Genomic DNA, 25146 nt, shown 5'->3' with positions numbered 1-25146 from the left:
ATATCTTTATGAATAAACTGTTTTTAACAATCTAGTAATACTATTTTTATGATAGAAAATATTATAATATGACAGTTTCTATTAGAGATTTAAATAAAAAAAGTAGTGATTATCTAATCAGATAGATAATCACTACTTAAACAATTATTTATAAGAGCTATTTAGAAAAAATAAAGAAATTGTACCTGGACCAGCGTGTGATCCGATGGATGACCCAACCATTTGAATATGAATATCTTCAGTATTAAAGCGGTCTTTAATCATTTCAGCCAACTGTGTAGCTGTTTCAAGGTCGTCACCGTGACTAATTCCGATTGGCTGATTGGCTAAGTCATGTCCGCGCTCTTCCATTAATTCAATCATTCGTTTCAATACTTTTTTAGAACCTCTAATCTTTTCTAGCGGAATTAATTTGCCACCATCAACATGTAGAAGTGGTTTAATTTTAAGTAAAGTACCTACAAAGGCTGCTGTTTTACTAACTCTTCCACCTCGATATAAATATTCCAAATCATCTACTGTAAATATGTGCTCCATATGCTCCGATTGGTATGTACTGACTTCGGCTATTTCATCGATAGTTGCGCCCTCTTGTGCTAGTTGGGCGGCACGTAATACGACTAGACCGAAACCTAACGATGCGCATTTGGTATCAATAACTTTCAAATTCCAATCTGGATATTCCTCTAACAATTCCTGTTCAGCTAACTTAGCAGACTGATAAGTGCCAGACAGTTCAGAAGACAATGATAAACACAGACAAGGTTGATTTTTTTTAGCAAATTTTTCAAAGACCTCTTTAAATGCCTGTGGTGATACTTGGGAAGTCTTCGGTGCTTTCCCCTCTCTCATAGCATCATAAATTGTTTTTGCAGAAATGGTTTTGACATCTTCATAATTTTTATTATCAAGCTGTACAGTTAAAGAAGCCATTTCAATATTATAATCGTGATAATAATTTTCGGATAAATCACAGGCTGAATCAGTAATAATTTGCACTGTCATTTCTCCACCTCCATTGTTATTAATTTTTTCGATTCATTCATTAAAGATGGTACGAGGGTATTTTATAAAAGACAGGTTAATAATAAAGTTAATTAAAGATTAATGCGCAAGATGTTTTATTTACTACTTAAGTTTAATCGTATCGAAACATATAGTCAAAAGTTAATTTGTCAGTCTTTACATTATAGCGGATTATACTGTACGATTGTTGGGTATGTAAACAGAAGATAGCTAATCTTACATAAATAATAAGAAGCATCTGAGGATTAGGAGGTTTTAGTATGTTTCTGGTAGAAGCAAGACGAATATTTATAGTGGTAATAGGAGCTGTCCTTAATGCAATTGCATTGAACTTCTTTCTAATTGGAGCAAATGTTTATGCCAGTGGTTTTACTGGTATAGCACAGTTACTTTCAAGCATTTTTACAGATGTTCTTAATATTCCTGGAATTAGCACAGGTCTTATTTTACTTGTATTAAATATTCCAGTGGCAATATTGGGTTGGTTAAAAGTTGGTAGAGGATTTACCATTTATAGTTTTATTTCCGTGGTATTTACTACTTTTTTCTTAGAAATTTTTCCAATTCTACACTTATCTAATGATATTATGTTAAATGCAGTTTTTGGTGGCGTAATTGGTGGCGTTGGTGTTGGTATCACCTTGAAATGGGGTGCTTCAACTGGAGGTTCAGATATTATTGCAATGGTACTGTCGCGGTTGAAAGATAAACCAATTGGTGGCTATTTAATGCTTATAAACGGCGTAATCATTGTATTGGCTGGTGTTATCAATGAACCAGAGAATGCTTTATATACGTTACTTGCTTTATATGTAACTACCCGTGTTATTGATACAATTCATACAAGACATGAAAAAATCACAGCAATGATTGTTACTAAAAAGGCTGATGAGCTACAAGAAGCTATTCACAGTACAATGGTAAGGGGAATTACCCTCCTACCAGCAAAAGGAGCCTATTCAAAGGTTGATAAGAACATGATGATTTTAGTTATAACTAGATATGAACTCTACGATCTTGAAAGAATTATTAAAGAGGTAGATCCAAATGCATTTACAAATATAATACAAACTGCTGGGGTATTTGGAATGTTTAGAAGGAACGATTAAGTAACCATTTTGCTGCTTTCTTCAACCAATTATGTATAATTGAACAATAGTATTTTAATGAAGAGGGAGTCCGTGTTTTATTAAAAAACACTAAAGGCTAGGGCATGCATGCCCTAGCCTTTAGTATTGCTTGAATTTAGTAACCGTAATTACTAATTATTTCTTCTACAACTTGAGTTAATGTTTCCCATTCAGCATCAAATTTTTTGTTGATCGTAATGAAATTTTGAAAACCAAAAACATTATCTACTCCGTCAATATTCATTAAATCATTTAATATTTTGTGTTCACTAGTTTGACCAGGCATAACAGAAATACTATTATTACCCTCGAAAATCATAGAGTCAGTAGTGAATTTCAATGCATTTGGATTTGGTGTTTCTTCAACGCGAACGCTCATCAATAGTTCCTCCTAATTATCCTTATAATATGTTAATAATAGCAGAAAAAGATAAAATTAAAAAGCAACTCACTTAAGAACAGAGTAAATAATAGTGACTGTTGTTGGCTATCGGTTATAATAGATGAAATTAATTCCATAAACGTATGAGGGGGTGTGAAAGTTGATTAAACACGTTATTGTCCCTGGAACTCTATCGGCCCTAGGGCTAGGAATCTTCCTCTGGTTTATGGAAGAACTAACTGGTAAAAAAGTTTATACATTATTGTTAAATGTAGATTTCATTCCGATTATTGGAAATGATTCTTTACCTTTAATGATCGAATGGTTTTTTCATATTGTTATTTCCTGGGGAATAACGATGATTATTGTCTTATTGTTGCATACACAACCGAATCCCACTAATTCATTCTACTTTGCAGTCGTTTTTGTATTGACTAGTATTGCTTGCCTTTCGTATATCCCTTTGACACTGGTTTCTGTTAAGGAAACTCCCAATCTTTTTGATTTTCAGGCTATATTGTACTGGATTATTGGTCATATTCTATACGCTATTATTTTAAAGAAAAGTATATGTAGAATATCTTAATGATAATTTTATTGTTTTTCGGTGTGTTCTAATTAATTTCAGGAAAAAAAGATGAAAATACCCCACCAAAAAGATGGGGTATTTATCATGCAGAGGTTATTTTAGTTCGTTTTGTTGCTCAAGCTGCTGCTCTAATTGTTGAAGTTCTTGTTGTTCTTGTGGAGTAGCATTTGTATAAGCAGATTGGATAGCATTTCTAGCTGCTTCCTTATCTTGCTCATTAATGTTTTGCCCATTAGTCATACGATTGACAGCATTTCTAGCTTGTTGGAATAAATTATTTGCCATCGCTTAAAAACCTCCCACAGTATGGTTGTCAGCTTCTTCTTTTTTTCGTTCTACATCTGTAAAACGTTCATGGTAGGGAATGCGTTCATCATGTTTTTTTACTGAATCTGCACCTTGTTGAGTAAAGCGTTTTGATTTGCTTTTCTTACTCACGAGAATCCCTCCCTATTGACCGTCCTTTAAAAAAAAGCTTGAACGCAGATTTTTGCGCTCAAGCTTAGTATGGATAGATTTACTCATTATATGAATTAAAAAAATGGAAGTTTAATTAAATTGCTTTTATATTTAGTTTTAAGTATTCTTCAAGAAATAATCCTATACCGTCTTGTTCATTGGTGTTCACTACATGTTTTGCTAACGTTTTTAATTCATCAATTCCATTTCCCATAGCGACACCAACCCCGGCAAATTCAATCATTTCTAAATCATTATCTTCGTCTCCAAATGCAATTATATTTTCTTGTGAAATTTGATAATAATGAGCAATTCGTTTTAAGCCTACAGCTTTATTCATTCCCTTACGAACAATTTCAATTACATTCAGGGGAGCACCCCATTTACGGTGTTCAATCACAGAAGCGTGCTCATCATCTAAGCTTTGTCGTAATTGCTTGATATGGTCTTCGCGTGGCTGAATAAGTAGTGAAGTAGGATCGTGATGGAGTTCATTTTTCAGACTTCCAATTGTGATTGTGCTTTCTTGATTTGGTGCTTGGAATAAATCAATTAATTTCTCGTCATAGCGATCCAAGTAAATTTCGTCCTCAACTTCAGCTAATATATTTCTGACTTCTAACTCATAGCAGGTTTGAATTATTTTTTTAGCTGTACGGTTTGCTAGTGGACTATGAAGTGCATCCCATTTTTTGTCTGTTGGATGATGGATTAGAGCACCATTGAAGTTAACCATAGGAGTATCTAATCCGAGTTGGTGATAATAATCAATACTTGCACGGTGTGGTCTTCCAGTAGCTATTACAACGATATGTCCTTCTTCTTTTGCCTTTAACACAGTTCGCTTTGTCCGATCGCTAATTACTTTATCATCGGTTAAAAGAGTTCCATCAAGGTCTAATGCGATTAAATGCCTGTTTTTCATGTGAAATCACCTCTTATAATAAGTATAGTTTAAAGGGGAATTATTAATCTGTAAAGAATTTGTATTTTTCATAATTTTAATTAGTGAGATTTTTATGGAAATTAATGGATTTAATTTGTGCATTTTTCTATAAACTACTATGATAAGCTTATAAGCATTATTATATGATGAAAGGAATTATAACAATGATAGGAATATACAAAGAGTATTGGAAAAATATACCAGTCTTAGTAATTGTACAGGACGACAAAAAGGAAAAAGCCTTACCAGTTCTTACGTATCTACACGGATACACGAGTGCGAAAGAACATAATTTACCACTAGCTTTTTTGATGGCAGAAAGAGGATATCGAATTGTATTACCAGATTGTATGTTACACGGTGAACGGACAAATGATAATAAAAATAAGGATAAAGAATTTTTTACTATTATTGAACAAAATTTAATCGATTTGCAAATTATTAAAGATCAATTAGATAGTAGAAACCTATTACTTGATCAACGATTCGGTGTGGCAGGAACAAGTATGGGTGGAATTACTACAGCCGCAGCACTCACTCAGTACGATTGGATAAAGGCTGCCGCAATTTTGATGGGGTCACCTAAAATTACAGAATACGCTAAAGAACTAGTTGATAAAATGAAACAAACAAATGATAGCATAAATATGTCTGATCAAGAAATAGATTCCATTTATGATTCTTTGTCTAAAATAGATTTGTCTAAGCAACTCAATAAACTAAATGGAAGACCACTATTTTTCTGGCATGGTGAAAATGATTCCGTTGTACCTTTTAGTCATTCTTATGATTTCTATCAGCAAGCTATTAATTATTATAAAAATCCGGAAAGTATACGATTTTTAAAAGAAGTTGGACGTGGTCACAAAGTAAGCCGTTTTGCTACCCTAGAAACAGTCGACTGGTTAGAAATGCAATTGTAAGTGATACAAATCATTTAAATTTTTTACTGTTTATGTTTATAATAAGAATAAGTAATTGAAGGAGGGAAAATTAATGGAAGAAGCTCTGCAAGAAAATTTAATGGGTGCTTTGGAGAATGTTATCGATCCAGAGCTAGGTATAGATATAGTGAATCTTGGTCTAGTATATGGTGTTGAATTGAATGATGAAGGACTTGCTACTGTCACAATGACATTAACAGCAATGGGATGTCCATTAGCTGCTCATATTGAATCAGATGTTAAAGGTGTGTTGGAAGACCTTCCTGAAGTTAAAGATACACTTGTTAACATAGTTTGGAGTCCACCTTGGACCAAAGATCGCATGTCTCGCTATGCTAAAATCGCACTTGGAATTCCAGATTGATCCGTTTACATCCCTTGCTGTAGAAGCAAGGGTTTTATTTTTTGTCTAGGAAATTATAAAATGGACTGCTGTGGATCATGGATTATTAAATTAGCCACGTCCAGCTCCGGCGTCTACGCTTTTGTTCTTTAAAAAAAGTAGAGGGGACTTCACCTCTACTTAATTTCGTTAGTACATAAGCATTTTTTTTGCTTTATCACTCATATGATCAGGAGTCCATGCTGGTTGCCAAACGAGTTTGACATCTACTTTATTAACACCGTCTATAAAATAAATTGCACTCTCAACGCCACCTACAATGCTATCGTGAAGTGGACAACCTGGCGTGGTTAGCGTCATATTCACAACAACATCACTTTCCTCAGTTACCTCAATGTTATAAATAAGCCCAAGGTCAACGATATTAATTCCTAGTTCAGGATCGATAACCTCATAAAGAGCCTCTTTTACCTGTTCAAACAAGTTCATTTTTAAAAACTCCTTTTCCAATTTTTAAAAAATAAAAAAACACTGCATGAAAATTATTAGTGAAACTTTATTTTCTTAAAACATTTACTATCGATAATCCGTACAGTATTGACGTAGTTAGCATCAATCCCTGAAATAGTTGAACACCATAACTTGCGTTCAGGAGCCCAGAAATTGAAAGTCCGATGATTCCTATTGTAAATAGAACAAAGATAACGGTGCCTAATTTCTCATTGATTAAGTCTTTAAGCAGTGGAACATTTGATTTTCCTACCTTGCTAGAATATTTGTATGTCCACCATAGGAAAGGAACAATTTTATATAAATAGCCTAATATACTGAACATAATCCAACAGATAATGTATAAAAAAATTAGCCAGCTCCACAAACCTTGGTTATTAATCGAAAATATACTTAAAATAGCTGCGAGGCTATGAATAATCCAGCCAAATCCAATAGCAAGAAGTGAGAATGTGAAAGGGCGGTCTAATTTTCGCTTCATTCTTTTCATAATAATTTCCTTTATATCTAAAGCGAAAAAAGTAAAGCCAAACCATAAGATTACCCAACTGATAGGTAGCAGAATGGACAGTTTAAACCAAAAGGAAAGTATCAATCCAAGTAATCCTAGTGTATAAAAAATAAAAGCTAATTTTGCCCATTTCATCAAAAATCCGTGTGATAGGCTAAACATGGGTACCATTTTGTAAGAAAACCCAAAAATTAGTAATGTAAACCAGCCAGCAACGCCCAACAAGATATGTGATTGGAGGGTAGCTGTATAATTAAGAGTCGCTCCAAAGGCAATTGTCCATGCTAATATGAAGCCAAGCACTATAGTGATCAAAAAGCATACCAACGCTGTAGAGACGAATAATGTCATTATATTTTTTTGTTGTTGAGATCTTAAAGTCATTAACATTTGGAAAAGAAATAATAGAATGCCAACAATCACAAAAATAGCACCGTAAACTGCCAAATTTAGATTCATACCAAGCAACAGTGAAAAAATAATGATACCGAATCCAGTAATAAATAGCTGTATGAAGCCTAGTTTTTCACTCCAAATAGGTGTTAAAAAAGCAACAGGTACTAATTGGTACATCGCACCCATGATGACCATTACAATCCAGCCTAAGAGGAGAAAGTGAGCTCCCATTAATAGTTCAGGTAGTCGAAATATGCCATTAGTTAACGCATCGCTATGAATAAAAAAGATAAATTGCGATAATACAAATGCTCCCAAGCCGAATAGAATAAACGAAAGAGGAAGCTTTATATTTGTTTCTGTTTTCTTAGATAGCCCAGGACTTGTAAGCATTATATTAATCACCATTCTTTGTTATTGTGATGGCAAAACTGCCATCACTTTGTTCTTGTACATCATACGTGTAACCTTGGTCGTCTAATTCTGGAAAAAGAAACATAGGTTTGCGATCATTAATAATTGTCAATTTCTCTCCACCACTAATTTCTTCTAATGCAGCAAGAGTCCTCATCATCGGTTGTGGTGGTTGTAATCCTCTATTATCTAACCTCATAACTTATCGCCATCCTCTTTTGTGAAGATTATTTTCCAATGCTTTTTATCTACTTTTACTGATTCATGTTCATATCCCTTTTTCTTCAACACTTTAAATAATGGGAAAGGATTAAATGGTGCGTGTAGAACAAGCTGTTGATCGCCTTCTAAACTTTTCACAGCATTCATAATTTTACTAAAGGGCTCTATATTTTGTTTGATTTCTTCACGTACATCAACTTCTACTATTTCACTTTTATGGTTCATAACTCCACCTCCAACGTATCTATACTATTATGATAATCATTATCAGTTGAAGAGGATGTGACCTGAATCACATTTATTAAAAACAGAAAATAGAAGAAACCCCCTTTGGTTGTTTATTTATCAACCAAAAGGGGTTTCTTCTAAACTTACACTTTTATCTTTAGCCTAAAAAAGTTCATCTTCTAAACCATATTTGTCTAAAATTAAAGAACCCTTATCATTAATAGTAATTAATTTTTGTTTTTTTAGCTGGCTTAGTGTTCTACTAACAGTCTCTCTACTAGACCCAATCATATTAGCTAACTCTTGATTGGTGAAGCTTGTATTTAACTTAAATAGATTATTTTCAAGTTCAGTACCATGGTTATCTAACAAACGTAAGATTAACATGATGATCTGTTCATAAGTGTTGTGTAAAATCTGTTCTTCTAATCGTTTCTGTAAATCAACAATTAAATCTCCTAATACTTTAAATAACTTAACGCTGATGCCAGGGTTGTTGAATAAAAAGTTTTCGAATGAACTAATTGGAATATAAATTAAAGTAGCATCTTCAGCGATTTCAGCGTGAGCAGGACAATCATCTTGACGGAAAAACCCTTGGTGTGGAAACATTTGCCCAGGTTTAAGAACATTGACAATTTGTTCCTTTCCATGAAAGTCTGTTTTGTAAATTTTCACCGCACCTTCATCAATGAAATAGACGTTTGTAAGCGGATCTCCTTGCATAAATACATGTGTTCCTTTTTTATATCGTCTTGATTTTGCGAGTTCAACAATAGGTGTCATTTCGTCACTTGTTAAATCTTTGAATATAGTGAACTTTTGTAATAGCTGTTTTACCGATTGTGCATTCATGATACCCTTCCTTTCTGCCTTCCATCAACTATCTTAACACGCGAACATTCAATTTTTCATTTAATTATTATACTTTCTCGTTACTTTAGTTTGTCGTTGTGATTAAAATCATATCAATTCGTTGATTTAACTCACTAGAAGAAACCAAATTTTGATATAAGCTAAAACACATAAAGATTTTAGGAGGATACTATTATGAGTGAAGTACACTTTGCAGTTAAAGTTAATGCCCCAGAAATTGAACCTAGATTCCGTCATCCAAGAATTCTCGAAGTATTTGATGGATTGAAAACAGGAGAGGCAATGGAATTAACAAATGATCATGATCCAAGACCTTTGAAATATCAATTCATGATCGAACGAGAAGGACTGTTTGAATGGGAATACATGGAAGAGGGTCCATTAGTGTGGCGAGTTTCGATAGTTAAAAAATAGGATGAGTTTGTGATTTGAAAAAGCTACTTTTGAACTTTTCATACTTTATTAACATAATTGTGAAATATGTCACATCTAGAATGCAAATACCCTTGTACAATGAGAAAAAGAATCATTAACCATGATGATAATGTCACTGGAGGGATAGTTATGCAGCAACGGGATTACAATGAAGATCCTTTTATTGTTATATGGGAGCTAACTCGCGCTTGCCAATTAAAGTGTTTGCATTGTAGGGCAGATGCACAATATCATCGGCATCCATTGGAGCTAAATTTTGATGAGGGAAAAAAACTGATAGATGAAATATACGAAATGAACAATCCAATGTTAGTTTTCACTGGTGGAGATCCATTAATGAGGCCAGATGTTTTTGATATTGCGGAATATGCAGTGAATAAAGGTGTCCGAGTGTCGATGACCCCTTCTGCTACACCAAATGTAACGAAAGAAGCAATGGATAAAGCAAAAAAAGTCGGTTTATCGCGCTGGGCATTTAGCTTGGATGGTCACTGCGCAAAAGTCCATGATCATTTTCGTGGTACGAGTGGCTCATTTGATTTAACGATAAATGCAATTAAACATCTTCATGAGTTGGAGATGCCTCTACAGATTAATACGGTAATTTCTCGGTACAATGTCGATTATCTAGAGGAATTGGCTGCATTGATGGAAGAACTGGATTGTGTGCTGTGGAGTGTTTTCTTCTTAGTACCTATCGGAAGAGGTCAAGAAAAAGATATGATTACGCCAGTGGAGCATGAACGAGTATTTAGGTGGCTGAATAAACTTTCTAAACGTGTTTCGTTTGATATAAAAACAACAGCTGGACAGCATTACCGAAGAGTAGTAATTCAAGATAAGATGAGAGAAAACAAAGGAAAAAGTGAAAAGGATACAATTTTTTATGAGGACGCACTTAAAAAAGGTGCAACAGGCAGTATTGATGGATTAGGTCGTGCTCCTAAAGGGGTAAATGACGGCAATGGCTTTATCTTTGTTTCTCACACAGGGGATGTGTATCCTAGTGGATTACTTCCAATTAAGGTGGGTAACGTCAGGGAAAAACCATTGAAGGAAATTTACCGCGACTCGCCTATATTACAAGATTTAAGAAATCCTGATAAATACAAAGGGAAATGTGGGGTATGTGAATTTCGTCATGTTTGTGGGGGATCAAGGTCAAGAGCTTATGCGATGACAGGTGATTACATGGAAAGTGAACCTTTCTGTGTTTACACTCCTAGAGCTATGAGGAAACAAAAAAATACCGTCCAGTAAAAATAATTCAAAAATTTATAGCTGATTAATTGGTTTGGTTCTATATTATGAATGCGCATATACAAGTGATTATAAAAGTTGAATATTGATAAATAACATTGTGAATATTGGCATCATGTTGTATCACGTAATGGAGTTGCTTTTTAGAATCAAACCAAATTAAACTGATGTACAAGTTTTTCAGTAACCTATGAGACGGTTATTATTTCTGTGTAGCAGTGATTTAATCAATACTACACAGTACGATTGGACAGTTTTCACAATTGATTTCATTTTTCAAGTGTTGTAGGTCATGGATAAATATTTTGCTCTTTTCCATAGATAAAATGTTGTTCCGTTTTAAATCATTTAGTAGTCTGTTGACGCTTTCTCTTGAAGTGCCACAAAAATTGGCAAGCTCCTGGTTCGTTAAGACCATATCAATTAATATTCCATCATCTTTTTTTAATCCGTAACTATTTGTTAACCGAATTAATGTGGAATATAGTGCTCCTTTTTTACCATGAAGCACTAAATCGCGAAATTTTGTTTGATCACGACGGAAATTTTCGCCCATTACTTTCATGAATTCAACTGCTAGTTTACTGTCTTCTAATAGCCGCTTTTCTAACTGGGCTTTTTTGATGACTGCTACTTCACTATCCTCAAGCACCTTTGCATTTAGCAAATATTTTATTTCATCGTCAGTATATAATGATAATTCTCCTATAATGTCCCCTTTGGAACAGATACGTAACGTCAATTCTCTTCCATCGGGGGATATTTTCCCTATTTGAATCCTCCCAGATAAGATCACATATAATTCAGAGGCTTCTTCACCTTGTTGAAATAAAAAACTATTTTTTTCAATAGTAATCGTATGGTCTACAGTCGTTAACAGTTCTGTTAATTCTTCAGACATTCCATGATTTCTCATAGCTTTTTTCATACTTTTTAGCCTCCTTATCTTTAGGGTATCTTACTGTTGAAATGGGTGAAAACAGGTCATCTTATAAGAATAGAAATGCTAGAAATCCTACTACAAAACAATAATAGGCAAAATATTTAAGATTTCCTTTTGCCATAATATTCATAAACCACTTTAAAGAATAGTAGGTTGCAACAATGGCTGCTAGGAATGCTAAAGTGTATGGAATCCAAAGTACAGCAAACTGTTTGTCAGCAATTATCTCATCAATGGAGAGTAATAACGTTCCGAGACTTACCGGGATATACAACAAGAAAGAAAAACGAAAAGCTGTTTCATGTTTCATTCCTAGTAACATTGCCGCGACAATTGTGGCTCCAGATCGACTTATGCCTGGAATAAGAGCTACGGACTGGGCTAGACCTACAATAATTGCGTCTTTTATGGTCAAATCGCCATCATTCTTCCGTCCCTTTAGATTACGAATAATCCAAAGTGCTAACCCGGTTATAATTAATGTTATCCCTACCATTTTTGAGGCTGAAAATGTAGATGAAATTTGATCTTCAAATAGAATCCCAATCAAACCGGCTGGGATTGTTCCGATAATTAAATAGAATATAAAATTAAAATCGGATTTTCCATCTGGATTTTTGTTTGCGATATAAGAAAAACCATTTTTTATTAAGCTTACTATATCATTGCGATAAATTAGAAGTACAGCTACTAAGGAACCAAAATTAACGATTATTTCAAAGTTTAAACCAGATAAATCTAACTGAAACAAGTTTCTAACAATAATTAAATGGCCACTAGACGAAATCGGAATTGGTTCTGTAAAGCCTTGAAAAAGCCCAAGTATAATATATTTTATAAGTATTGATAATTCTGTAAAAAAGTCCATATCTTTCCTCCTAATAGTGTATAACGATGTTCTTAATTTATCCACTCCTGTCACAACACCAGAGAAAAATGAATAGGCTAAGTGAAAAGGAGGAGGTTTTAAAAGTGAATCGACCACATAATCCACATCATATGTATGATTTATGTCAAAAACACATTCATTCCTATGTAGTTGTTGATACAGTTGATGGCACTCAAATTGACGGTATTATTACAGGAGTAGATGAAGAATACGTATATATGGCTGTTCCGATTGATCATAGCAGGTCAAATGAACGCATCTTCCCAGTACCAGGATATGGCTATGGATATGGCTTTCCTGGCTATGGATACCCAGGTTATGTCCCTCCAGTTGGAAGGTTTAGACGATTGGTTCTGCCATTAGCAGCGTTAACTGCATTATCATTACTACCTTGGTACTAACTTTCTAAGCAAGTAATAGTCAATCATACTCAAGAAATACTGTAAAGGCTCCACTTGAAGATTGCTGAAGCGCAGGGGTAATCTTACTGTAATCATAAAATACCCGACGATTATCTGCTTTTTGGATAAAGGTAAACCCTTGCCATTCCTTGGTGGGTTGGCAAGGGTTTACCTAATAATCACTATTCGGTCTCTTCTTTTAGTATACCGTCACCGATAATAATAACTGTAAGAGAAAATGCTGCAGCGAGTATAAAAATTGGCAGAAGTGTTAATGCTTCGCCAGCCATACTAGTAAGTACATAGGAAATTAAGAAACTAATTACAATAGCCCAAAAGATGGTCCAAAAATAACGCATACTATTCACCTCATTTTTCACATTCTTATTATAGTTTACCAAAAGCTCAGAAGAAAATAAATATAAATTAAGACAAATTCATTTTATATAGCTATAAAATTACTATTTAGCTAAATAAACATAAAATCTAAACAGGGGGGAAAGGCATGTATTTAGTTTCTAGTTGTTTTAATTGGATCGGTTTTCACCTTACACAAAGGCTGTTAAATGATAGTAAAGAAGTTATCGGATTAGACCAAATAGCAACTGAAAGGGAAGAAAACCTATCTTTATTTATTGGTAGAAATAGTTTGTTAACGCATGTAACTGATAAATATTCATTGATAAATGAATTTAAATCAGAGCGTTTTAAAACTGTGTTTGATGTAGCTGATGATGAGGAGTTTGTCACTAAAGGTGAATTAAATGCTGACCAGTGGATACGGTTATCAAGTGATCCAACCGTAGCTAATTTTGAAGATACCTTGACTATCTGCTTACCGCTTTTATATGGTAAATGGATGCCAAGAGATAAAAATGGATTTTACTATCTTAAGAATTATATTGAATTTAATTCTGCAAGATTTGAAAAAGATGCTGTTCACATAGATGATTTTATCGATGCCTTGTGGAAAGTACCGGCTTCAAGGGGAAAAACAGAAGTAATTAAGTGTCAACCAATAGAATGGAACAAAACAAAAGAGAACAATCAGACAAATATACTTTATATTGAAGAACAGGAAAAGAAAGAAAATAGACTAAAAACCTTGAATAAACACTATCAACAATTCTGTGATTTTTACTGATTTGATGAAGTTGTCAACTAAAATTTATTTACGTGCTCCGAGATAGAATGTAGAATAGTACTAGACAATTCACGTATCTGATTAGGAGTGCGTATTTTTGAAAAAACAATCCGCTTTTATCTATGTAATTATTTTCATTTTTTTCTTATTCATATTGCCGGGTTGTGATTCTTTCAACCAGGGGAATGTTCAAAAGGTAGGTATGCTAGTCGAGAACACGGTCAATGACCAAGCATGGGGAAGCTCTGGTTACGAAGGGTTACTTGCTATCAAGGAAGAGTTTGATGTAGACGTTTACTTTAAAGAAGAAATACAGACACAACAAGAGGTTAATCAGGCAGTTGAAGAATTTGCAAATAAGGGTGTTAATTTAATTTTTGGACACAGTAACACTTACGGGAAGATGTTTGATACTATTAGCTCTTTTTACCCTGATATTCATTTTGTTTATTTTAATGGAGGGTATGAGAATTCAAATTTAACTAGTTTGAATTTTAACGCACATGCAATGGGTTTTTTCGGTGGAATGGTTGCCGGTGAGATGACGAAAACGAATCAAGTTGGGATTATCGCTGCATATGAGTGGCAACCTGAGATAGAAGGTTTTTTTGAAGGAGTAAGCTATCAAAACCCTCAGGCATCAGTTCACATGAATTTTGTGAATAATTGGGATGATGAAGAAAGGGCGTTAGATTTATTTGATCAAATGAACGCCCAAAATGTAGATGTTTTTTATCCAGCAGGAGATACATTTAGTGTATCAGTTATTAATAAAGTGAAAGAGTTGGACAAGTATGCAATAGGTTATGTCACTGATCAATCACATCTAAGTGAAAGGAAGGTACTGACTAGTACTGTTCAACATGTTGATCAATTATACTTACTTGCAGCTGAGAAGTTTGACGATGATGAGCTAAATGGCGGTATTTTCACTTATGATTTTCAAGATGAAGTAATTTCGTTAGGTAAATTTAGTCCAGATATTCCAAACCGTTTTAGAGAAGAAATTAATGAAAAAGTAGAAAAGTATATGGAGACGGACCTGTTACCTAATGAACGATAAAAAAAAGACTAGAATCGCTGGTTCTAGTCTTTTAAATTAAAGTTATTTTTTGAATTTTTTGACCATATTTGATGCTCCCTTTACATACGGTGATAACTGTTTATAGGTATCCATCATTGTTTGTGCTGTGTTAAAGAGATCAAATGATTGCTCCTCGTCTTGCTTGTTTTGAATGTTCTGATCGTTATGTTGATTATGCCTAGATACTCGTGGTCCGAACATCAAGGAATCAAACATATTTCTTTGATGCTGAGTTTGTGTTTTTTCGGGTTCAGTATTATAAGTGGAAGAGTTGTTATTTTGAAGATTATCTTGTTCTTCTAAACTCTCAAGATTATCATTTTGTTCAGTCATAGTTACTGACACCTCCTTACTTATCTAGTTTATTTCGTGCAGTTCAAAAGCGATAAGGCTTTTGTCATGTATTTTAAAAACTTTCATGTGAGATACTTGATAATAAGTTGTATTTACATTAAAATTAGTACCAAGTCTTAATATTTGATTATAAAGTTCCCTGAGAGGATGGAAATAGATGAGTGTTGGAATTATTGGAACAGGTCACTATGTGCCTGAGAAAGTCGTAACTAATTTTGATTTAGAAAAAATAGTTGATACAAGTGATGAATGGATAAGAACTAGAACTGGGATAGAGGAACGAAGAATTGCTGAGGATACAATGGATACTTCAGATATGGCATATCTTGCATCCGTAAATGCACTTGAAGATGCGGGCGTTAAAGCGGAGGATATCGATTTAATTATTGTCGCAACAGTAACACCTGACACTGCATTTCCGTCTGTATCATGTATGATTCAAGATAAACTAGGTGCTAAGGGTGCGGCAGCAATGGATTTAAGCGCTGCGTGTTCCGGGTATATGTATGGAATGGTAACAGCTAAACAATTTATTGAAACAGGTGTTTATAAAAATATACTTGTTGTAGGAGTCGAAAAGTTATCTAAGATAACTGACTGGTCCGACCGTAATACTTGTGTACTATTCGGTGATGGAGCAGGTGCAGTGGTACTTGGAGAGGTGACAGAAGGAAAAGGGATACTTTCCTTTGAATTAGGTGCTGATGGCAGTGGTGGTAAATATCTATTTCAGGATGAAGATTATTTGAGCATGAATGGTCGCGAAGTCTTTAAATTTGCAGTGAGACAAATGCCGGAGTCATCTGTAAATGTTGTTGAAAAGGCTGGATTTAAAAAAGAAGATGTTGACTATTTAATCCCGCATCAAGCAAATATAAGGATCATGGAAGCGGCTAGAGAAAGACTCGGGATCGCAGAACACAAAATGGCAACTTCCGTAAAGAAATATGGTAATACTTCTTCAGCATCGATAGCGATTGCATTATCTGAAGATGTGAAAAACGGTAAAATCAAAGATGATGATTTAGTTGTTCTTGTAGGATTTGGTGGCGGATTAACTTGGGGAGCGCTTGCTCTTCGATGGGGTAGATAAATCTGTTTAATAACTTGATGCATAAGTGATTAAAATTGATTATTCGAAAAATAGTTGAGTGAAGTGACTTTTAGTAGTTTTAAATTAGTGGATGGTAAAGGAGGAAATTCTCAATGGAAAGTAAAAGAGTGGTTATAACAGGACTCGGAGCTGTAACTCCTATCGGTAATACAATAGATACAATTTGGAATAACCTTATAAATGGTAAATCAGGCATTGATTACATGACTAGAGTGAATAAAGATGAATTTCCCGCAAAAGTTTCAGCTGAAGTTAAAGATTGGGATCCTAATATATATATGGAGAAAAAAGAAGCTAAACGAATGGATTTATTCACACAATTTGCTGTCGCGGCAGCAACAATGGCCGTAGACGATGCAAAATTAGAAATCACTGAAGAAATTGCAGATAGAGTTGGGGTGTGGATTGGCTCAGGTATTGGTGGCATGACAACATTTGAAGAGCAATATAAAAGGTTTAATGAGAAAGGCTATCGTCGAGTAAGTCCTTTCTTCGTTCCGATGTTGATCCCGGATATGGCAGCAGGTCAAGTCTCCATTCAATTAGGTGCAAAAGGAATAAATTCTTGTACGGTAACTGCCTGTGCATCAGGTGCTAATTCAATTGGTGATGCGTTTAAAGTAATCCAACGTGGAGACGCTGACGTCATGATTACAGGTGGAGCAGAAGCACCAATTACCAATATGTCAGTAGCTGGATTCTCTACTGCGAAAGCTTTATCTTTTAATGATGATCCAGCCACCGCAAGCCGTCCATTTGATAAAAATCGTGATGGATTTGTTATGGGTGAGGGTTCAGGAATTTTAATTTTAGAGTCCTTAGAATCTGCTAAAAAACGTGGAGCGAAAATTTATGCTGAGATTGTCGGTTATGGATCAGCAGGTGATGCTTATCACATTACATCTCCAGCACCCGAAGGAGAAGGTGCTGCACGAGCTATGAACCAAGCAATCAATGATGCTGGTATTGAGGCAAATGCAATTAATTATATAAATGCACACGGTACAAGTACTGAATTAAATGATTCATTTGAAACGATGGCAATTAAACAAGTATTTGGTCAACATGCATATCAACTAGGCGTGTCATCAACCAAATCTATGACAGGTCATTTGTTAGGAGCAGCTGGTGCTATAGAAGCTATCGCATGTATAAAGTCGATAGAAGATAGTATTATGCCACCAACAATTAACTATCAAACTCCAGACGAAAATTGTGATCTTGATTATGTACCAAACGAAGCAAGAAAAAAGGACGTTACATTTGCATTAAGTAATTCTTTAGGATTTGGTGGACATAACGCCGCACTATTGTTTAAAAAGTATCAGGAAGTATAATTAACTTTTAAGAAAAGCCTTGCTCTAGGAACTACTGAGCAAGGCTTTTCTTATGGGATAAAGGATTTACTCCAGTCTATAAGACAGGGCTACTCAAAAAACAGAAACAAACTACTATCTATCAGTTTACCTCCATTAACTGAATTAATTTTATAATTACCCTTATGCAGCAATTGTCACCAAATATGGTCTATCCCAACTGTATTTGAAGGAAAAAAATTCAAAAAAACGATTATGAAATTGAGTAAATTATAAGAGTTTTTCACTTAGATAAACATGTTCTATCAGTTTCTATCATATATCTATAGTAAATAGAATGGACAGGCAGGGTGGTAGAAATGGGGTATATATTATTATTTTTAATAGGTTTTGGTTTAACGGTATCAGGAGGCGTCACTTTAATTACATATTTGAATTTTATTCCTGCTGGATTGTCATGGCTTGATTACTTCATCTTTATCCAAGGAAGAATTGAATGTTATTTATTTCCAATAGGAATCATAATACTTGCAATAGCTATTAATAAATTACCTAATATACCTGTTAAATAATAGGTTAGTGAGAATAAATTTTCCTTCGATGGTCATAATGTATCTTAAAGAGGATGTTAAAAAAGTCATCAAGTGATATAGAGGTAAAAATTTATTTGAATTTGTTTCCTATCAAAACTCTCATAAGTTTTTGACTTCTATTTTTAAAAAGTCATCAATTGATTTAATATATAAAGCGAGGGTTAGATATATGCTATATTTACATGACGTCTGGGTAAACTGGTTTGAAGGAGAAGAAAATGGGTATAACGTTTGCGATTTCCATGAATGGCGGAAGGAAGATGGTATTGAGCTTTTGGACCAAGTTCCTATTTTGTACATAAATGATTTATTTTACCATTACATTGAGAATGATCTGCAAGATTTACCGAAGCCTTTGCTTGATAGCATTTATAAACGTGCTTATTTGAGAAAAAACCAGGAACGTATTTCACTAGAATATTCCTGCATTGTAACTAATGGAAAATCGATTATTGTCATTGACACAATGGGTTATAATTTACCGGTTCGAAAAAGTAGATTGATACCAAGACAAGAGCGGTTAGTATATGAAATGGTTGAGGGAACGAAGCCTCAAGAGTTTTTGTTCCCTGAAGAACAACAGGGGAAGGAATATCATATTCTATCCTTACCGCCTGATTCAATGTTAGGTCTAACACGAAAGGAAAGGCAGTTAAAGCAGTTATTAATGATGGCGTTGGATCAATTAGAGGGAACGAAAAATAGCGAGGAAATAAGGTACTGGTTAACAGAATGGGATCCTAGTCAATACCCCGTTATTAGAAAAATGAATTTTGATCAAGCATGGAAAATGCTATATCAAGGTGTTTTAAATGGATGGAGTAAATCACATGAGGAATTGTGTGAAAAAATGGTTAAGGGTCAACCCTTCTTTGAAAAAATGTGGGAATTAGAACATGATCAAGAGCAATATGATACGTACAAAAGAATACTCTAATGTAAAAACGACCGAAAAGTAGTGTTCATACTACTCTCCGGTCGTTTTTTAGTAGTTACTTTTTCCTTTTTACTCTACCTAGCCCCATTGCTTTTTTAGCTTTTACTAACATTTTAGCTGCCGAATATTCGGCTTTTTCAGCACCTTTGTCTAATATATCATCCAGTTCATGTGAGTTTACCAACTCTTGATAACGTTCTTGAATTGGTTTTAATGTATTAATGACAGCGTCAGCGGTATCTTGCTTGAATTCACCATATCCTTTACCTTCGTAATAGGTTACAAGTTGTTCAATCGTTTGGCCGGTGCAACTTGCATGTATCGTTAATAGATTGCTTATTCCGGGTTTGTTTTCCTTATCAAAGCTAACGATGCCTTCTGAATCAGTCACAGCACTTTTAATTTTCTTTTCGATTTTTTTTACGTCATCTAACATAAATATAGACGATTTTTGATTTTCGTCAGACTTACTCATCTTTTTAGTTGGTTCCTGGAGTGACATTATTCTTGCTCCAACTTTTGGTATGCTTATTTCTGGAACAGTAAATATATCATTGAATTTATTATTAAATCGCTGAGCCAAGTTACGGGTTAATTCTAAATGCTGTTTCTGATCATCACCTACAGGTACAATATCAGTTTTATATAATAAAATATCAGCAGCCATTAAAGGTGGGTAAGTCAGTAGCGATGAAGAGACTGCTTCTTTGCCATTAGCTTTATCCTTAAACTGTGTCATTCGCTCCAGTTCTCCAATATAACTAATTGATTGAAGCATCCAACCTAACTGGGTATGTGCAGAAACCTCCGACTGTATAAACAAAGTTGATTTATCAGAGTTTATACCAGAAGCTAAGTATAATGCAGCAAGCGAGCGTATATTTTCTCTTAGCTTCAATCGATCTTGTGGTACGGTAATTGCGTGTTCATCTACAATACAAAAGTAACAGTTGTTTTCCTCTTGTAAATCAACAAAGTGTTTCATTGCCCCTAAGTAATTACCGAGCGTTAGCGTACCGCTTGGTTGAATTCCTGAAAATATTGTTTTCATCTTTTACACCTCTTGTATTTATTTGATTTAAACTTTAGTCATCTTTCTTTATAAATTTGAACGCAAAAAAAGCTCATTTCTCTCCCTAAGAAGGGACGAATGAACCGCGGTGCCACCCTTGTTATCTTACCAACGAAGCGGTAAGATCACTTTAAATTTAAAATTAGCTCGAAAGTCCAATTCCGATTTACCTTGATGCTTGTTTACACCACCCACAAGCTCTCTAGAATCAGCGGATAAAAAGTACTACGCCTTTTTCATTGCTAGTTTATTGACTTTTTATATATTATATATAGTATTTTGGTCAATAGCAAGGGAGAACTAAAAATGTATTAGAATGTTTGGGTTATGAAAGTTAAATTGCAATGGGGAATGAGAAAAAAGAGCTTCATCAGTAGTATGAAGTTCGTATTGGGATAGAAGGATGAGAAAAAAGAGCTTCATCAGTGGTATGAAGTTCGTATTGAGATAGAAGAATGAGAAAAAAGAGCTTCATCAGTGGTATGAAGTTCGTATTGAGATAGAAGAATGAGAAAAAAGAGCTTCATCAGTGGTATGAAGTTCGTATTGAGATAGAAGAATGAGAAAAAAGAGCTTCATCAGTGATATGAAGTTCGTATTGGGATAGAAGGATGAGAAAAAAGAGCTTCATCAAGATGGTGATGATGATGCTCAAACTGAGAGATGCTGTAATAGACTTAACGATTTTTATATGTAGTATGCCCACTGATGAACGCCTATAATTTTATAATTGCTTGCTAGAATTTTTCTTATCCTTTGTTTCGATTGCACCACTTGGCACCAATCATGAATAATATTTGTGGTAATCTTTTCATTAGGGAAAAGAATCTGGAATTCTTTAACGGTTCTTAATACAGCGTTTGATGCCGGATCTTTATATCCACATTCGTTACAAACGCATTTACTTTTTTTAACAGATACAGAAAAAGAATGGCAGTTTATACAGGTAATGCCCTTCTGCAGCTGGTCATAATCGTAGGGGTTAATCTGTGTATAAGGGTATTCGTTTTTATTTAATGATATTAATTTATCTGCGAGTTTTTTATGTTTATCCGTTAGCTTTGAAGATATTGTACCTAAATGTTCAATGTATTGATTAATCTGAGTTGGAAATATAATCGGTTTATCTAAGGGAGCCTGGTATAAGGTGAATGATGGATTAATGAAAACAACGGAAGAATCAATTTGAGGGTTTGATCCGAGACTTATAAGGATTCGCTTCTACTCAACTGATGCAGTCGATTAATTACTTCTAATCTCGGTTTCTTAAAAAGCTTATCAGATTCGTATAAATAATCGCCTTCATAATTTTTCACTTCGTATAAGTAGATCTTTTCTTGTGTAATAATGAGAGAATCAATTTGGAAGGTAGTACTATTTACTTCTAGTAACAAATCATTTAATACTAGGCATTCACATTGTAGCTTTTCTGTTAAGGTGTCAAATAACTCCTCTCCTTGATAGCCTTTTTGTAGATTTAAATAGTGCTGCTTATCCTTGATGGTTAAATTCATTCGCATGTGTAGTAGTTTTAGAATCGCTAATTCCTTTGACTTAGTGCGTGATTTAAAAGACATAGTCCACATCCTTTTTTAGAATCTATTTTATTATATATTCTTGAATATTGGAATGAAATCAAAATGTGTGAAAGTTTTTATCGAGTATATTAATTAGTGGAAGTTAAGAAATGGTGATAGGTATTAATAAACAATAAAGGTATATGGAAGAGTTGTATTCGACTCATTATCTGCGCGCAAATAGCAAGTAAAATACAAGTAATCAAGGGTTAAACTATCGAAGAAGAGATAAACGATTTGGATTCAGATGTTAGTTCAGGTAGGCCAATCACCTGTTATTTATCTTAAATTCCAATAATTTTGTACTGCAAATTATCTTCCGTAATGGAAATGTTTTTTGGTTACCTGAGATATGCTCCGCGTTGCCATACGAGTGATCTCTAATTATAGAGATCACTCACAATGACTTCAGTTTACAATTGATCACTTTAATAGATAGTAATCTATAATACACAGCTGAAAAGTTCCGATTTCACTATTCCCTCGCATGTTTCACCAACCATAAACTCGCTTAACAAACCGAAGTAAATGTCTATCCTTTATCATCGCATTATACTTGTTGAATGGATTGTATATAAAAATTCAATATAGATGATTAAAGATAAAAAATGATTAATAACCCAATCATTATCCCTGTTAATAACAGACCTTGGATAAGAATAACAGATAAAAAGTTAGCTGTGACTCGCTCAGAAGGCTTTGGCTTATCAGCCCATTCGTCTAGTAAATCCTTGTTAAACATACGACCTCCGACTCTTCTGAAACCATATACAATTCCGTCGAAGAAACGTCCTTTAATGATGAAAGAGATTAGCCAGACAATTAAATAAATAAAAGCAATGTAAAACAATGCATCGATATAGTGATGGAGATTAGTTTCCGGTGCTGCTAATAGAAAAAAAACGAAACTAACTAATAGATTTATTAGTAAAAGAATCCATTTGTTCTTAAAAAATGTGAACACAAATACATGACCTACCTTTGAATAATATACTTTTATTATATCACAATAGATAAATTGATCAGAAACTATTATGTTTCAACTGGTTCAGTGTTACCTAATTCTCTTTGTGAAACCTAAAAATTGCACAGGACAAATAGTTGAGTAATAGTGCTTAATAATAGCAAATAACAAGAAATTTTATAGGTAAAAAGTCCTAACTTATCAAGTAATAATATAATGATTATGCGATTTCCAATATTTTATGAAAAAAAAGTAATGCAAAATTGTGAGAAAACTTGTATAATTCAAATTGTGGGTGTCACATCATCTACAAAATATTTAGATAATTTAGGGGAGGTCATTGCTAGATGAGAAAGTCAAATTGGCTATTATTAGTACTAGCTCTATTGTTAAGTACATTTCTAGTGGCTTGTTCTGGTGGAGATGATTCAGCAGAAGAAGAAACAGAAGGAACTGATACTGAAGAAGGTACTGATACAGAAGAAACAGAGGAGGAACCTGCAGACGAAGAGGCAGCTCCTGAACAAGTACTTAATATTTTAGAATCTGCTCAAATCCCAACAATGGATTCTTCACACGCAACAGACGCTGTTGCATTCCAATTCCTGGGTGAATCTATGGAAGGGCTTTATCGTCTAGATGAAAATGCAAGCCCAATTCCAGGTATTGCTGATGGCGAACCAGAAATAAGTGAAGATGGTATTACTTGGACAATTCAATTACGTGACGATGCAGTATGGTCTAATGGTGACGCTGTGACAGCTAACGACTTCGTATTCGCTTGGAGACGTGCTGTTGATCCTGATACAGGCTCTGAGTATGGACCGTTCATGATGAATGGCGTACTTAAAAATGCAGAAGCTATTAACAATGGCGAAGCAGACGTTGAAGACTTAGGCGTTGAAGCTACAAGTGATACTGAATTAGTAATCACTCTTGAAAAACCAATTCCATACTTCTATGGACTATTAACTTTTGGTACATTTTTACCACTTAACGAATCTTTCGTAACAGAACAAGGTGAAGATTATGCATTAAGCTCTGAAAACCTTGTATTTAACGGACCATTCTTGTTAGAAGATTGGAATCCGACAGGTGACAATCCCGATCAGTGGAAACTTACTAAAAACCCTGACTACTGGGATGCAGAAACTGTAACATTAGAAACAATTAATGTCAGTGTTGTTAAAGAAACAAGTACTGCTGTTAACTTATATGAAACTGATGAAACAGACCGTGCTGGCCTAAGTGCTGAGTACGTTGAACAATATGCAGGTACGGAAGATTTCCGTTCACTACCAGAACCAACACTTTTCTACTTGAAAATGAACCAAGACAATGAAGCTCTTGCTAATCAAGATATCCGTAAAGCAATCGCGATGGCTATCGGTAAACAAGATTTAGTTGATGTAATTCTTGCAAACGGATCTGTAGTTTCTAATGGAGCAGTTCCAGCAAACTTTAGTGCGCACCCTGAAACTGGTGAAGATTTCCGTGACATTAATGGTGACTTACTTGTTGAAGATGTAGAAGCTGCTAAAGAACATTGGGCAACTGGTTTAGAAGCTATCGGCACTGATACAGTAGAACTTGAGTACTTAGGTGGCGACAGTGAAGTTGCACAGGAAATGGATGCTTACATTAAGAACCAATTAGAGACTAACCTAGAAGGTTTAACAGTTAATGTTACTTCTGTACCTTTCGAAGAACGTATTGCTAGAGATGAAGCTAGTGATTATGATATTCAAAACTCCGGTTGGGGTCCTGACTATCTAGATCCAAACACATGGTTAGAAATGTGGACATCTACTAGTCCATACATGACTATGAATTATAACAATGAAGAATTTGATTCTTTAATAGAGAAAGCAAACAATGAGTTGTTAACAGAACCTGTTGAACGCTTTGAAACTCAATTAGAAGCTGAGAAAGTAATGATGGAAGATGCTGCTATCGCTCCTATCTATCAACGTTCTCGTGCATATCTATGGAGACCAGGTGTTGAAGGTGTTGTATTCAACCCAATGGGTGCAGACTTCTCATACAAATGGGCACATATTGAATAATTAACAACATTGGATTGACCA

The 25146-nt window shown here is 34.5% G+C and carries 31 protein-coding genes and 1 other annotated feature; of the genes, 14 read left to right on the top strand and 17 right to left on the bottom strand.

Annotated features, from left to right (window positions below; genetic code table 11):
• Nucleotides 1-144 precede the first annotated feature (144 nt).
• A complete protein-coding gene (locus LD272_RS16300; RefSeq protein WP_226037683.1) occupies nucleotides 145-1005 on the bottom strand; it encodes a DegV family protein in 861 nt (286 codons plus the stop codon).
• Nucleotides 1006-1286: 281 nt separating this feature from the next.
• Between LD272_RS16300 and LD272_RS16295 the strand changes: the two genes are divergently transcribed.
• Nucleotides 1287-2135, top strand: a complete 849-nt coding sequence (locus LD272_RS16295; RefSeq protein WP_226037682.1) for a YitT family protein — start codon at nucleotides 1287-1289, stop codon at nucleotides 2133-2135.
• Nucleotides 2136-2271: 136 nt separating this feature from the next.
• Here LD272_RS16295 and LD272_RS16290 read toward each other — a convergent pair whose 3' ends face one another.
• On the bottom strand, nucleotides 2272-2535 hold the full coding sequence (locus tag LD272_RS16290) for a NifU N-terminal domain-containing protein (protein WP_226037681.1): 264 nt from the start codon (nucleotides 2533-2535) through the stop codon (nucleotides 2272-2274).
• Nucleotides 2536-2698: 163 nt separating this feature from the next.
• Between LD272_RS16290 and LD272_RS16285 the strand changes: the two genes are divergently transcribed.
• Nucleotides 2699-3124 (top strand): hypothetical protein, encoded by a 426-nt coding sequence (locus tag LD272_RS16285; protein WP_226037680.1) that lies wholly within the window; start codon nucleotides 2699-2701, stop codon nucleotides 3122-3124.
• A 96-nt stretch (nucleotides 3125-3220) separates the two neighbouring features.
• Here LD272_RS16285 and LD272_RS16280 read toward each other — a convergent pair whose 3' ends face one another.
• The 3 genes from LD272_RS16280 to LD272_RS16270 all read right to left on the bottom strand — a co-directional run bounded on the left by LD272_RS16280 (nucleotide 3221) and on the right by LD272_RS16270 (nucleotide 4511).
• Entirely contained in the window at nucleotides 3221-3412 is a 192-nt protein-coding gene (locus tag LD272_RS16280; protein ID WP_226037679.1) for a DUF3813 domain-containing protein, read from the bottom strand.
• A 3-nt stretch (nucleotides 3413-3415) separates the two neighbouring features.
• Entirely contained in the window at nucleotides 3416-3565 is a 150-nt protein-coding gene (locus LD272_RS16275; protein WP_226037678.1) for a hypothetical protein, read from the bottom strand.
• Nucleotides 3566-3680: 115 nt separating this feature from the next.
• Nucleotides 3681-4511, bottom strand: coding sequence for a Cof-type HAD-IIB family hydrolase (locus LD272_RS16270; RefSeq protein WP_226037677.1), 831 nt, complete (start codon nucleotides 4509-4511; stop codon nucleotides 3681-3683).
• A gap of 185 nt (nucleotides 4512-4696) precedes the next feature.
• Here LD272_RS16270 and LD272_RS16265 point away from each other — a divergent pair, with 185 nt between their 5' ends.
• Entirely contained in the window at nucleotides 4697-5455 is a 759-nt protein-coding gene (locus LD272_RS16265; protein ID WP_226037676.1) for a prolyl oligopeptidase family serine peptidase, read from the top strand.
• Nucleotides 5456-5528: 73 nt separating this feature from the next.
• Nucleotides 5529-5840, top strand: coding sequence for a metal-sulfur cluster assembly factor (locus LD272_RS16260; RefSeq protein WP_226037675.1), 312 nt, complete (start codon nucleotides 5529-5531; stop codon nucleotides 5838-5840).
• Nucleotides 5841-6008: 168 nt separating this feature from the next.
• On the opposite strand, the gene LD272_RS16255 is transcribed toward LD272_RS16260, so the two are convergent.
• The 5 genes from LD272_RS16255 to LD272_RS16235 all read right to left on the bottom strand — a co-directional run bounded on the left by LD272_RS16255 (nucleotide 6009) and on the right by LD272_RS16235 (nucleotide 8955).
• A complete protein-coding gene (locus tag LD272_RS16255; RefSeq protein ID WP_226037674.1) occupies nucleotides 6009-6308 on the bottom strand; it encodes a metal-sulfur cluster assembly factor in 300 nt (99 codons plus the stop codon).
• Between the two features lie 67 nt (nucleotides 6309-6375).
• The gene (locus LD272_RS16250) at nucleotides 6376-7629 is read right to left on the bottom strand and encodes a heme-copper oxidase family protein (protein ID WP_226037673.1); all 1254 of its coding nucleotides are present in this window, start codon (nucleotides 7627-7629) and stop codon (nucleotides 6376-6378) included.
• Nucleotides 7630-7633: 4 nt separating this feature from the next.
• Nucleotides 7634-7849, bottom strand: coding sequence for a DUF2249 domain-containing protein (locus LD272_RS16245; protein ID WP_226037672.1), 216 nt, complete (start codon nucleotides 7847-7849; stop codon nucleotides 7634-7636).
• The gene (locus LD272_RS16240) at nucleotides 7846-8097 is read right to left on the bottom strand and encodes a DUF2249 domain-containing protein (RefSeq protein WP_226037671.1); all 252 of its coding nucleotides are present in this window, start codon (nucleotides 8095-8097) and stop codon (nucleotides 7846-7848) included. Before LD272_RS16240 ends, LD272_RS16245 begins: the two co-directional genes overlap by 4 nt.
• A 165-nt stretch (nucleotides 8098-8262) precedes the next feature.
• Nucleotides 8263-8955, bottom strand: a complete 693-nt coding sequence (locus LD272_RS16235) for a Crp/Fnr family transcriptional regulator (RefSeq protein ID WP_226037670.1) — start codon at nucleotides 8953-8955, stop codon at nucleotides 8263-8265.
• A 195-nt stretch (nucleotides 8956-9150) separates the two neighbouring features.
• On the opposite strand from LD272_RS16235, the gene LD272_RS16230 reads away from it, so the two are divergent.
• Together LD272_RS16230 and LD272_RS16225 are read left to right on the top strand one after the other, a co-directional pair.
• Nucleotides 9151-9390 carry a DUF2249 domain-containing protein gene (locus LD272_RS16230; RefSeq protein ID WP_226037669.1) on the top strand — a complete coding sequence of 80 codons (240 nt, stop codon included), beginning with the start codon at nucleotides 9151-9153 and terminating at the stop codon, nucleotides 9388-9390.
• 150 nt (nucleotides 9391-9540) lie between these two features.
• The gene (locus LD272_RS16225) at nucleotides 9541-10671 is read left to right on the top strand and encodes a TIGR04053 family radical SAM/SPASM domain-containing protein (RefSeq protein WP_226037668.1); all 1131 of its coding nucleotides are present in this window, start codon (nucleotides 9541-9543) and stop codon (nucleotides 10669-10671) included.
• A 223-nt stretch (nucleotides 10672-10894) separates the two neighbouring features.
• Here the strand turns inward: LD272_RS16225 and LD272_RS16220 are convergent, their stop codons facing one another.
• Both LD272_RS16220 and LD272_RS16215 read right to left on the bottom strand, forming a co-directional pair.
• Nucleotides 10895-11599, bottom strand: a complete 705-nt coding sequence (locus tag LD272_RS16220; protein WP_226037667.1) for a Crp/Fnr family transcriptional regulator — start codon at nucleotides 11597-11599, stop codon at nucleotides 10895-10897.
• Nucleotides 11600-11660: 61 nt separating this feature from the next.
• Nucleotides 11661-12482 (bottom strand): undecaprenyl-diphosphate phosphatase, encoded by an 822-nt coding sequence (locus LD272_RS16215; RefSeq protein WP_226037666.1) that lies wholly within the window; start codon nucleotides 12480-12482, stop codon nucleotides 11661-11663.
• A gap of 104 nt (nucleotides 12483-12586) precedes the next feature.
• On the opposite strand from LD272_RS16215, the gene LD272_RS16210 reads away from it, so the two are divergent.
• The gene (locus LD272_RS16210; RefSeq protein WP_439647407.1) at nucleotides 12587-12904 is read left to right on the top strand and encodes a hypothetical protein; all 318 of its coding nucleotides are present in this window, start codon (nucleotides 12587-12589) and stop codon (nucleotides 12902-12904) included.
• Nucleotides 12905-13086: 182 nt separating this feature from the next.
• On the opposite strand, the gene LD272_RS16205 is transcribed toward LD272_RS16210, so the two are convergent.
• Nucleotides 13087-13263 carry a DUF2929 family protein gene (locus tag LD272_RS16205; RefSeq protein ID WP_226037665.1) on the bottom strand — a complete coding sequence of 59 codons (177 nt, stop codon included), beginning with the start codon at nucleotides 13261-13263 and terminating at the stop codon, nucleotides 13087-13089.
• Between the two features lie 146 nt (nucleotides 13264-13409).
• Here LD272_RS16205 and LD272_RS16200 point away from each other — a divergent pair, with 146 nt between their 5' ends.
• Together LD272_RS16200 and LD272_RS16195 are read left to right on the top strand one after the other, a co-directional pair.
• Complete coding sequence (locus LD272_RS16200; RefSeq protein WP_226037664.1) at nucleotides 13410-14048, top strand: hypothetical protein; 639 nt, start codon at nucleotides 13410-13412, stop codon at nucleotides 14046-14048.
• 97 nt (nucleotides 14049-14145) lie between these two features.
• On the top strand, nucleotides 14146-15111 hold the full coding sequence (locus LD272_RS16195) for a BMP family ABC transporter substrate-binding protein (protein WP_226037663.1): 966 nt from the start codon (nucleotides 14146-14148) through the stop codon (nucleotides 15109-15111).
• 42 nt (nucleotides 15112-15153) lie between these two features.
• Here LD272_RS16195 and LD272_RS16190 read toward each other — a convergent pair whose 3' ends face one another.
• Nucleotides 15154-15465, bottom strand: coding sequence for a hypothetical protein (locus tag LD272_RS16190; protein WP_226037662.1), 312 nt, complete (start codon nucleotides 15463-15465; stop codon nucleotides 15154-15156).
• A 178-nt stretch (nucleotides 15466-15643) separates the two neighbouring features.
• On the opposite strand from LD272_RS16190, the gene LD272_RS16185 reads away from it, so the two are divergent.
• From LD272_RS16185 to LD272_RS16170, 4 genes are all read left to right on the top strand, one after another.
• Nucleotides 15644-16579 carry a beta-ketoacyl-ACP synthase III gene (locus tag LD272_RS16185; protein ID WP_226037661.1) on the top strand — a complete coding sequence of 312 codons (936 nt, stop codon included), beginning with the start codon at nucleotides 15644-15646 and terminating at the stop codon, nucleotides 16577-16579.
• A gap of 113 nt (nucleotides 16580-16692) precedes the next feature.
• Nucleotides 16693-17937, top strand: a complete 1245-nt coding sequence (fabF, locus tag LD272_RS16180) for a beta-ketoacyl-ACP synthase II (RefSeq protein ID WP_226037660.1) — start codon at nucleotides 16693-16695, stop codon at nucleotides 17935-17937.
• A 338-nt stretch (nucleotides 17938-18275) separates the two neighbouring features.
• Complete coding sequence (locus LD272_RS16175; RefSeq protein WP_226037659.1) at nucleotides 18276-18488, top strand: YuzI family membrane protein; 213 nt, start codon at nucleotides 18276-18278, stop codon at nucleotides 18486-18488.
• 190 nt (nucleotides 18489-18678) lie between these two features.
• A complete protein-coding gene (locus tag LD272_RS16170; protein WP_226037658.1) occupies nucleotides 18679-19446 on the top strand; it encodes a YjbA family protein in 768 nt (255 codons plus the stop codon).
• Between the two features lie 55 nt (nucleotides 19447-19501).
• Here the strand turns inward: LD272_RS16170 and trpS are convergent, their stop codons facing one another.
• From trpS to LD272_RS16155, 3 genes are all read right to left on the bottom strand, one after another.
• Nucleotides 19502-20497: a tryptophan--tRNA ligase gene (trpS, locus tag LD272_RS16165; protein ID WP_226037657.1), complete on the bottom strand. Its 996-nt coding sequence runs from the start codon at nucleotides 20495-20497 to the stop codon at nucleotides 19502-19504.
• 88 nt (nucleotides 20498-20585) lie between these two features.
• Nucleotides 20586-20767: a binding site (T-box leader), on the bottom strand.
• A 956-nt stretch (nucleotides 20768-21723) separates the two neighbouring features.
• Nucleotides 21724-22095: a nuclease-related domain-containing protein gene (locus tag LD272_RS21685; RefSeq protein WP_369413997.1), complete on the bottom strand. Its 372-nt coding sequence runs from the start codon at nucleotides 22093-22095 to the stop codon at nucleotides 21724-21726.
• Nucleotides 22096-22690: 595 nt separating this feature from the next.
• Nucleotides 22691-23059 (bottom strand): DUF3899 domain-containing protein, encoded by a 369-nt coding sequence (locus tag LD272_RS16155; protein WP_226037656.1) that lies wholly within the window; start codon nucleotides 23057-23059, stop codon nucleotides 22691-22693.
• Between the two features lie 347 nt (nucleotides 23060-23406).
• On the opposite strand from LD272_RS16155, the gene LD272_RS16150 reads away from it, so the two are divergent.
• The gene (locus LD272_RS16150; protein ID WP_226037655.1) at nucleotides 23407-25125 is read left to right on the top strand and encodes a peptide ABC transporter substrate-binding protein; all 1719 of its coding nucleotides are present in this window, start codon (nucleotides 23407-23409) and stop codon (nucleotides 25123-25125) included.
• Nucleotides 25126-25146 lie beyond the last annotated feature (21 nt).

The sequence above is a fragment of the Aquibacillus saliphilus genome, assembly GCF_020404745.1.
Lineage (GTDB): Bacteria > Bacillota > Bacilli > Bacillales > Amphibacillaceae > Aquibacillus > Aquibacillus saliphilus.
The sequence above is the reverse complement of the archived record's forward strand: the minus strand, read 5'-3'. Positions and strand labels throughout refer to the sequence as shown.

What these genes read in the sequence shown, in the direction of transcription:
- LD272_RS16300 (WP_226037683.1), bottom strand. Translation starts at nt 1,005, where the DNA reads ATGACAGTGCAAATTATTACTGATTCAGCCTGTGATTTATCCGAAAAT.
- LD272_RS16295 (WP_226037682.1), top strand. Translation starts at nt 1,287, where the DNA reads ATGTTTCTGGTAGAAGCAAGACGAATATTTATAGTGGTAATAGGAGCT.
- LD272_RS16290 (WP_226037681.1), bottom strand. Translation starts at nt 2,535, where the DNA reads ATGAGCGTTCGCGTTGAAGAAACACCAAATCCAAATGCATTGAAATTC.
- LD272_RS16280 (WP_226037679.1), bottom strand. Translation starts at nt 3,412, where the DNA reads ATGGCAAATAATTTATTCCAACAAGCTAGAAATGCTGTCAATCGTATG.
- LD272_RS16270 (WP_226037677.1), bottom strand. Translation starts at nt 4,511, where the DNA reads ATGAAAAACAGGCATTTAATCGCATTAGACCTTGATGGAACTCTTTTA.
- LD272_RS16265 (WP_226037676.1), top strand. Translation starts at nt 4,697, where the DNA reads ATGATAGGAATATACAAAGAGTATTGGAAAAATATACCAGTCTTAGTA.
- LD272_RS16260 (WP_226037675.1), top strand. Translation starts at nt 5,529, where the DNA reads ATGGAAGAAGCTCTGCAAGAAAATTTAATGGGTGCTTTGGAGAATGTT.
- LD272_RS16255 (WP_226037674.1), bottom strand. Translation starts at nt 6,308, where the DNA reads ATGAACTTGTTTGAACAGGTAAAAGAGGCTCTTTATGAGGTTATCGAT.
- LD272_RS16250 (WP_226037673.1), bottom strand. Translation starts at nt 7,629, where the DNA reads ATGCTTACAAGTCCTGGGCTATCTAAGAAAACAGAAACAAATATAAAG.
- LD272_RS16245 (WP_226037672.1), bottom strand. Translation starts at nt 7,849, where the DNA reads ATGAGGTTAGATAATAGAGGATTACAACCACCACAACCGATGATGAGG.
- LD272_RS16240 (WP_226037671.1), bottom strand. Translation starts at nt 8,097, where the DNA reads ATGAACCATAAAAGTGAAATAGTAGAAGTTGATGTACGTGAAGAAATC.
- LD272_RS16235 (WP_226037670.1), bottom strand. Translation starts at nt 8,955, where the DNA reads ATGAATGCACAATCGGTAAAACAGCTATTACAAAAGTTCACTATATTC.
- LD272_RS16230 (WP_226037669.1), top strand. Translation starts at nt 9,151, where the DNA reads ATGAGTGAAGTACACTTTGCAGTTAAAGTTAATGCCCCAGAAATTGAA.
- LD272_RS16225 (WP_226037668.1), top strand. Translation starts at nt 9,541, where the DNA reads ATGCAGCAACGGGATTACAATGAAGATCCTTTTATTGTTATATGGGAG.
- LD272_RS16220 (WP_226037667.1), bottom strand. Translation starts at nt 11,599, where the DNA reads ATGAAAAAAGCTATGAGAAATCATGGAATGTCTGAAGAATTAACAGAA.
- LD272_RS16215 (WP_226037666.1), bottom strand. Translation starts at nt 12,482, where the DNA reads ATGGACTTTTTTACAGAATTATCAATACTTATAAAATATATTATACTT.
- LD272_RS16205 (WP_226037665.1), bottom strand. Translation starts at nt 13,263, where the DNA reads ATGCGTTATTTTTGGACCATCTTTTGGGCTATTGTAATTAGTTTCTTA.
- LD272_RS16200 (WP_226037664.1), top strand. Translation starts at nt 13,410, where the DNA reads ATGTATTTAGTTTCTAGTTGTTTTAATTGGATCGGTTTTCACCTTACA.
- LD272_RS16190 (WP_226037662.1), bottom strand. Translation starts at nt 15,465, where the DNA reads ATGACTGAACAAAATGATAATCTTGAGAGTTTAGAAGAACAAGATAAT.
- LD272_RS16185 (WP_226037661.1), top strand. Translation starts at nt 15,644, where the DNA reads ATGAGTGTTGGAATTATTGGAACAGGTCACTATGTGCCTGAGAAAGTC.
- fabF (WP_226037660.1), top strand. Translation starts at nt 16,693, where the DNA reads ATGGAAAGTAAAAGAGTGGTTATAACAGGACTCGGAGCTGTAACTCCT.
- LD272_RS16175 (WP_226037659.1), top strand. Translation starts at nt 18,276, where the DNA reads ATGGGGTATATATTATTATTTTTAATAGGTTTTGGTTTAACGGTATCA.
- LD272_RS16170 (WP_226037658.1), top strand. Translation starts at nt 18,679, where the DNA reads ATGCTATATTTACATGACGTCTGGGTAAACTGGTTTGAAGGAGAAGAA.
- trpS (WP_226037657.1), bottom strand. Translation starts at nt 20,497, where the DNA reads ATGAAAACAATATTTTCAGGAATTCAACCAAGCGGTACGCTAACGCTC.
- LD272_RS21685 (WP_369413997.1), bottom strand. Translation starts at nt 22,095, where the DNA reads ATGTCTTTTAAATCACGCACTAAGTCAAAGGAATTAGCGATTCTAAAA.
- LD272_RS16150 (WP_226037655.1), top strand. Translation starts at nt 23,407, where the DNA reads ATGAGAAAGTCAAATTGGCTATTATTAGTACTAGCTCTATTGTTAAGT.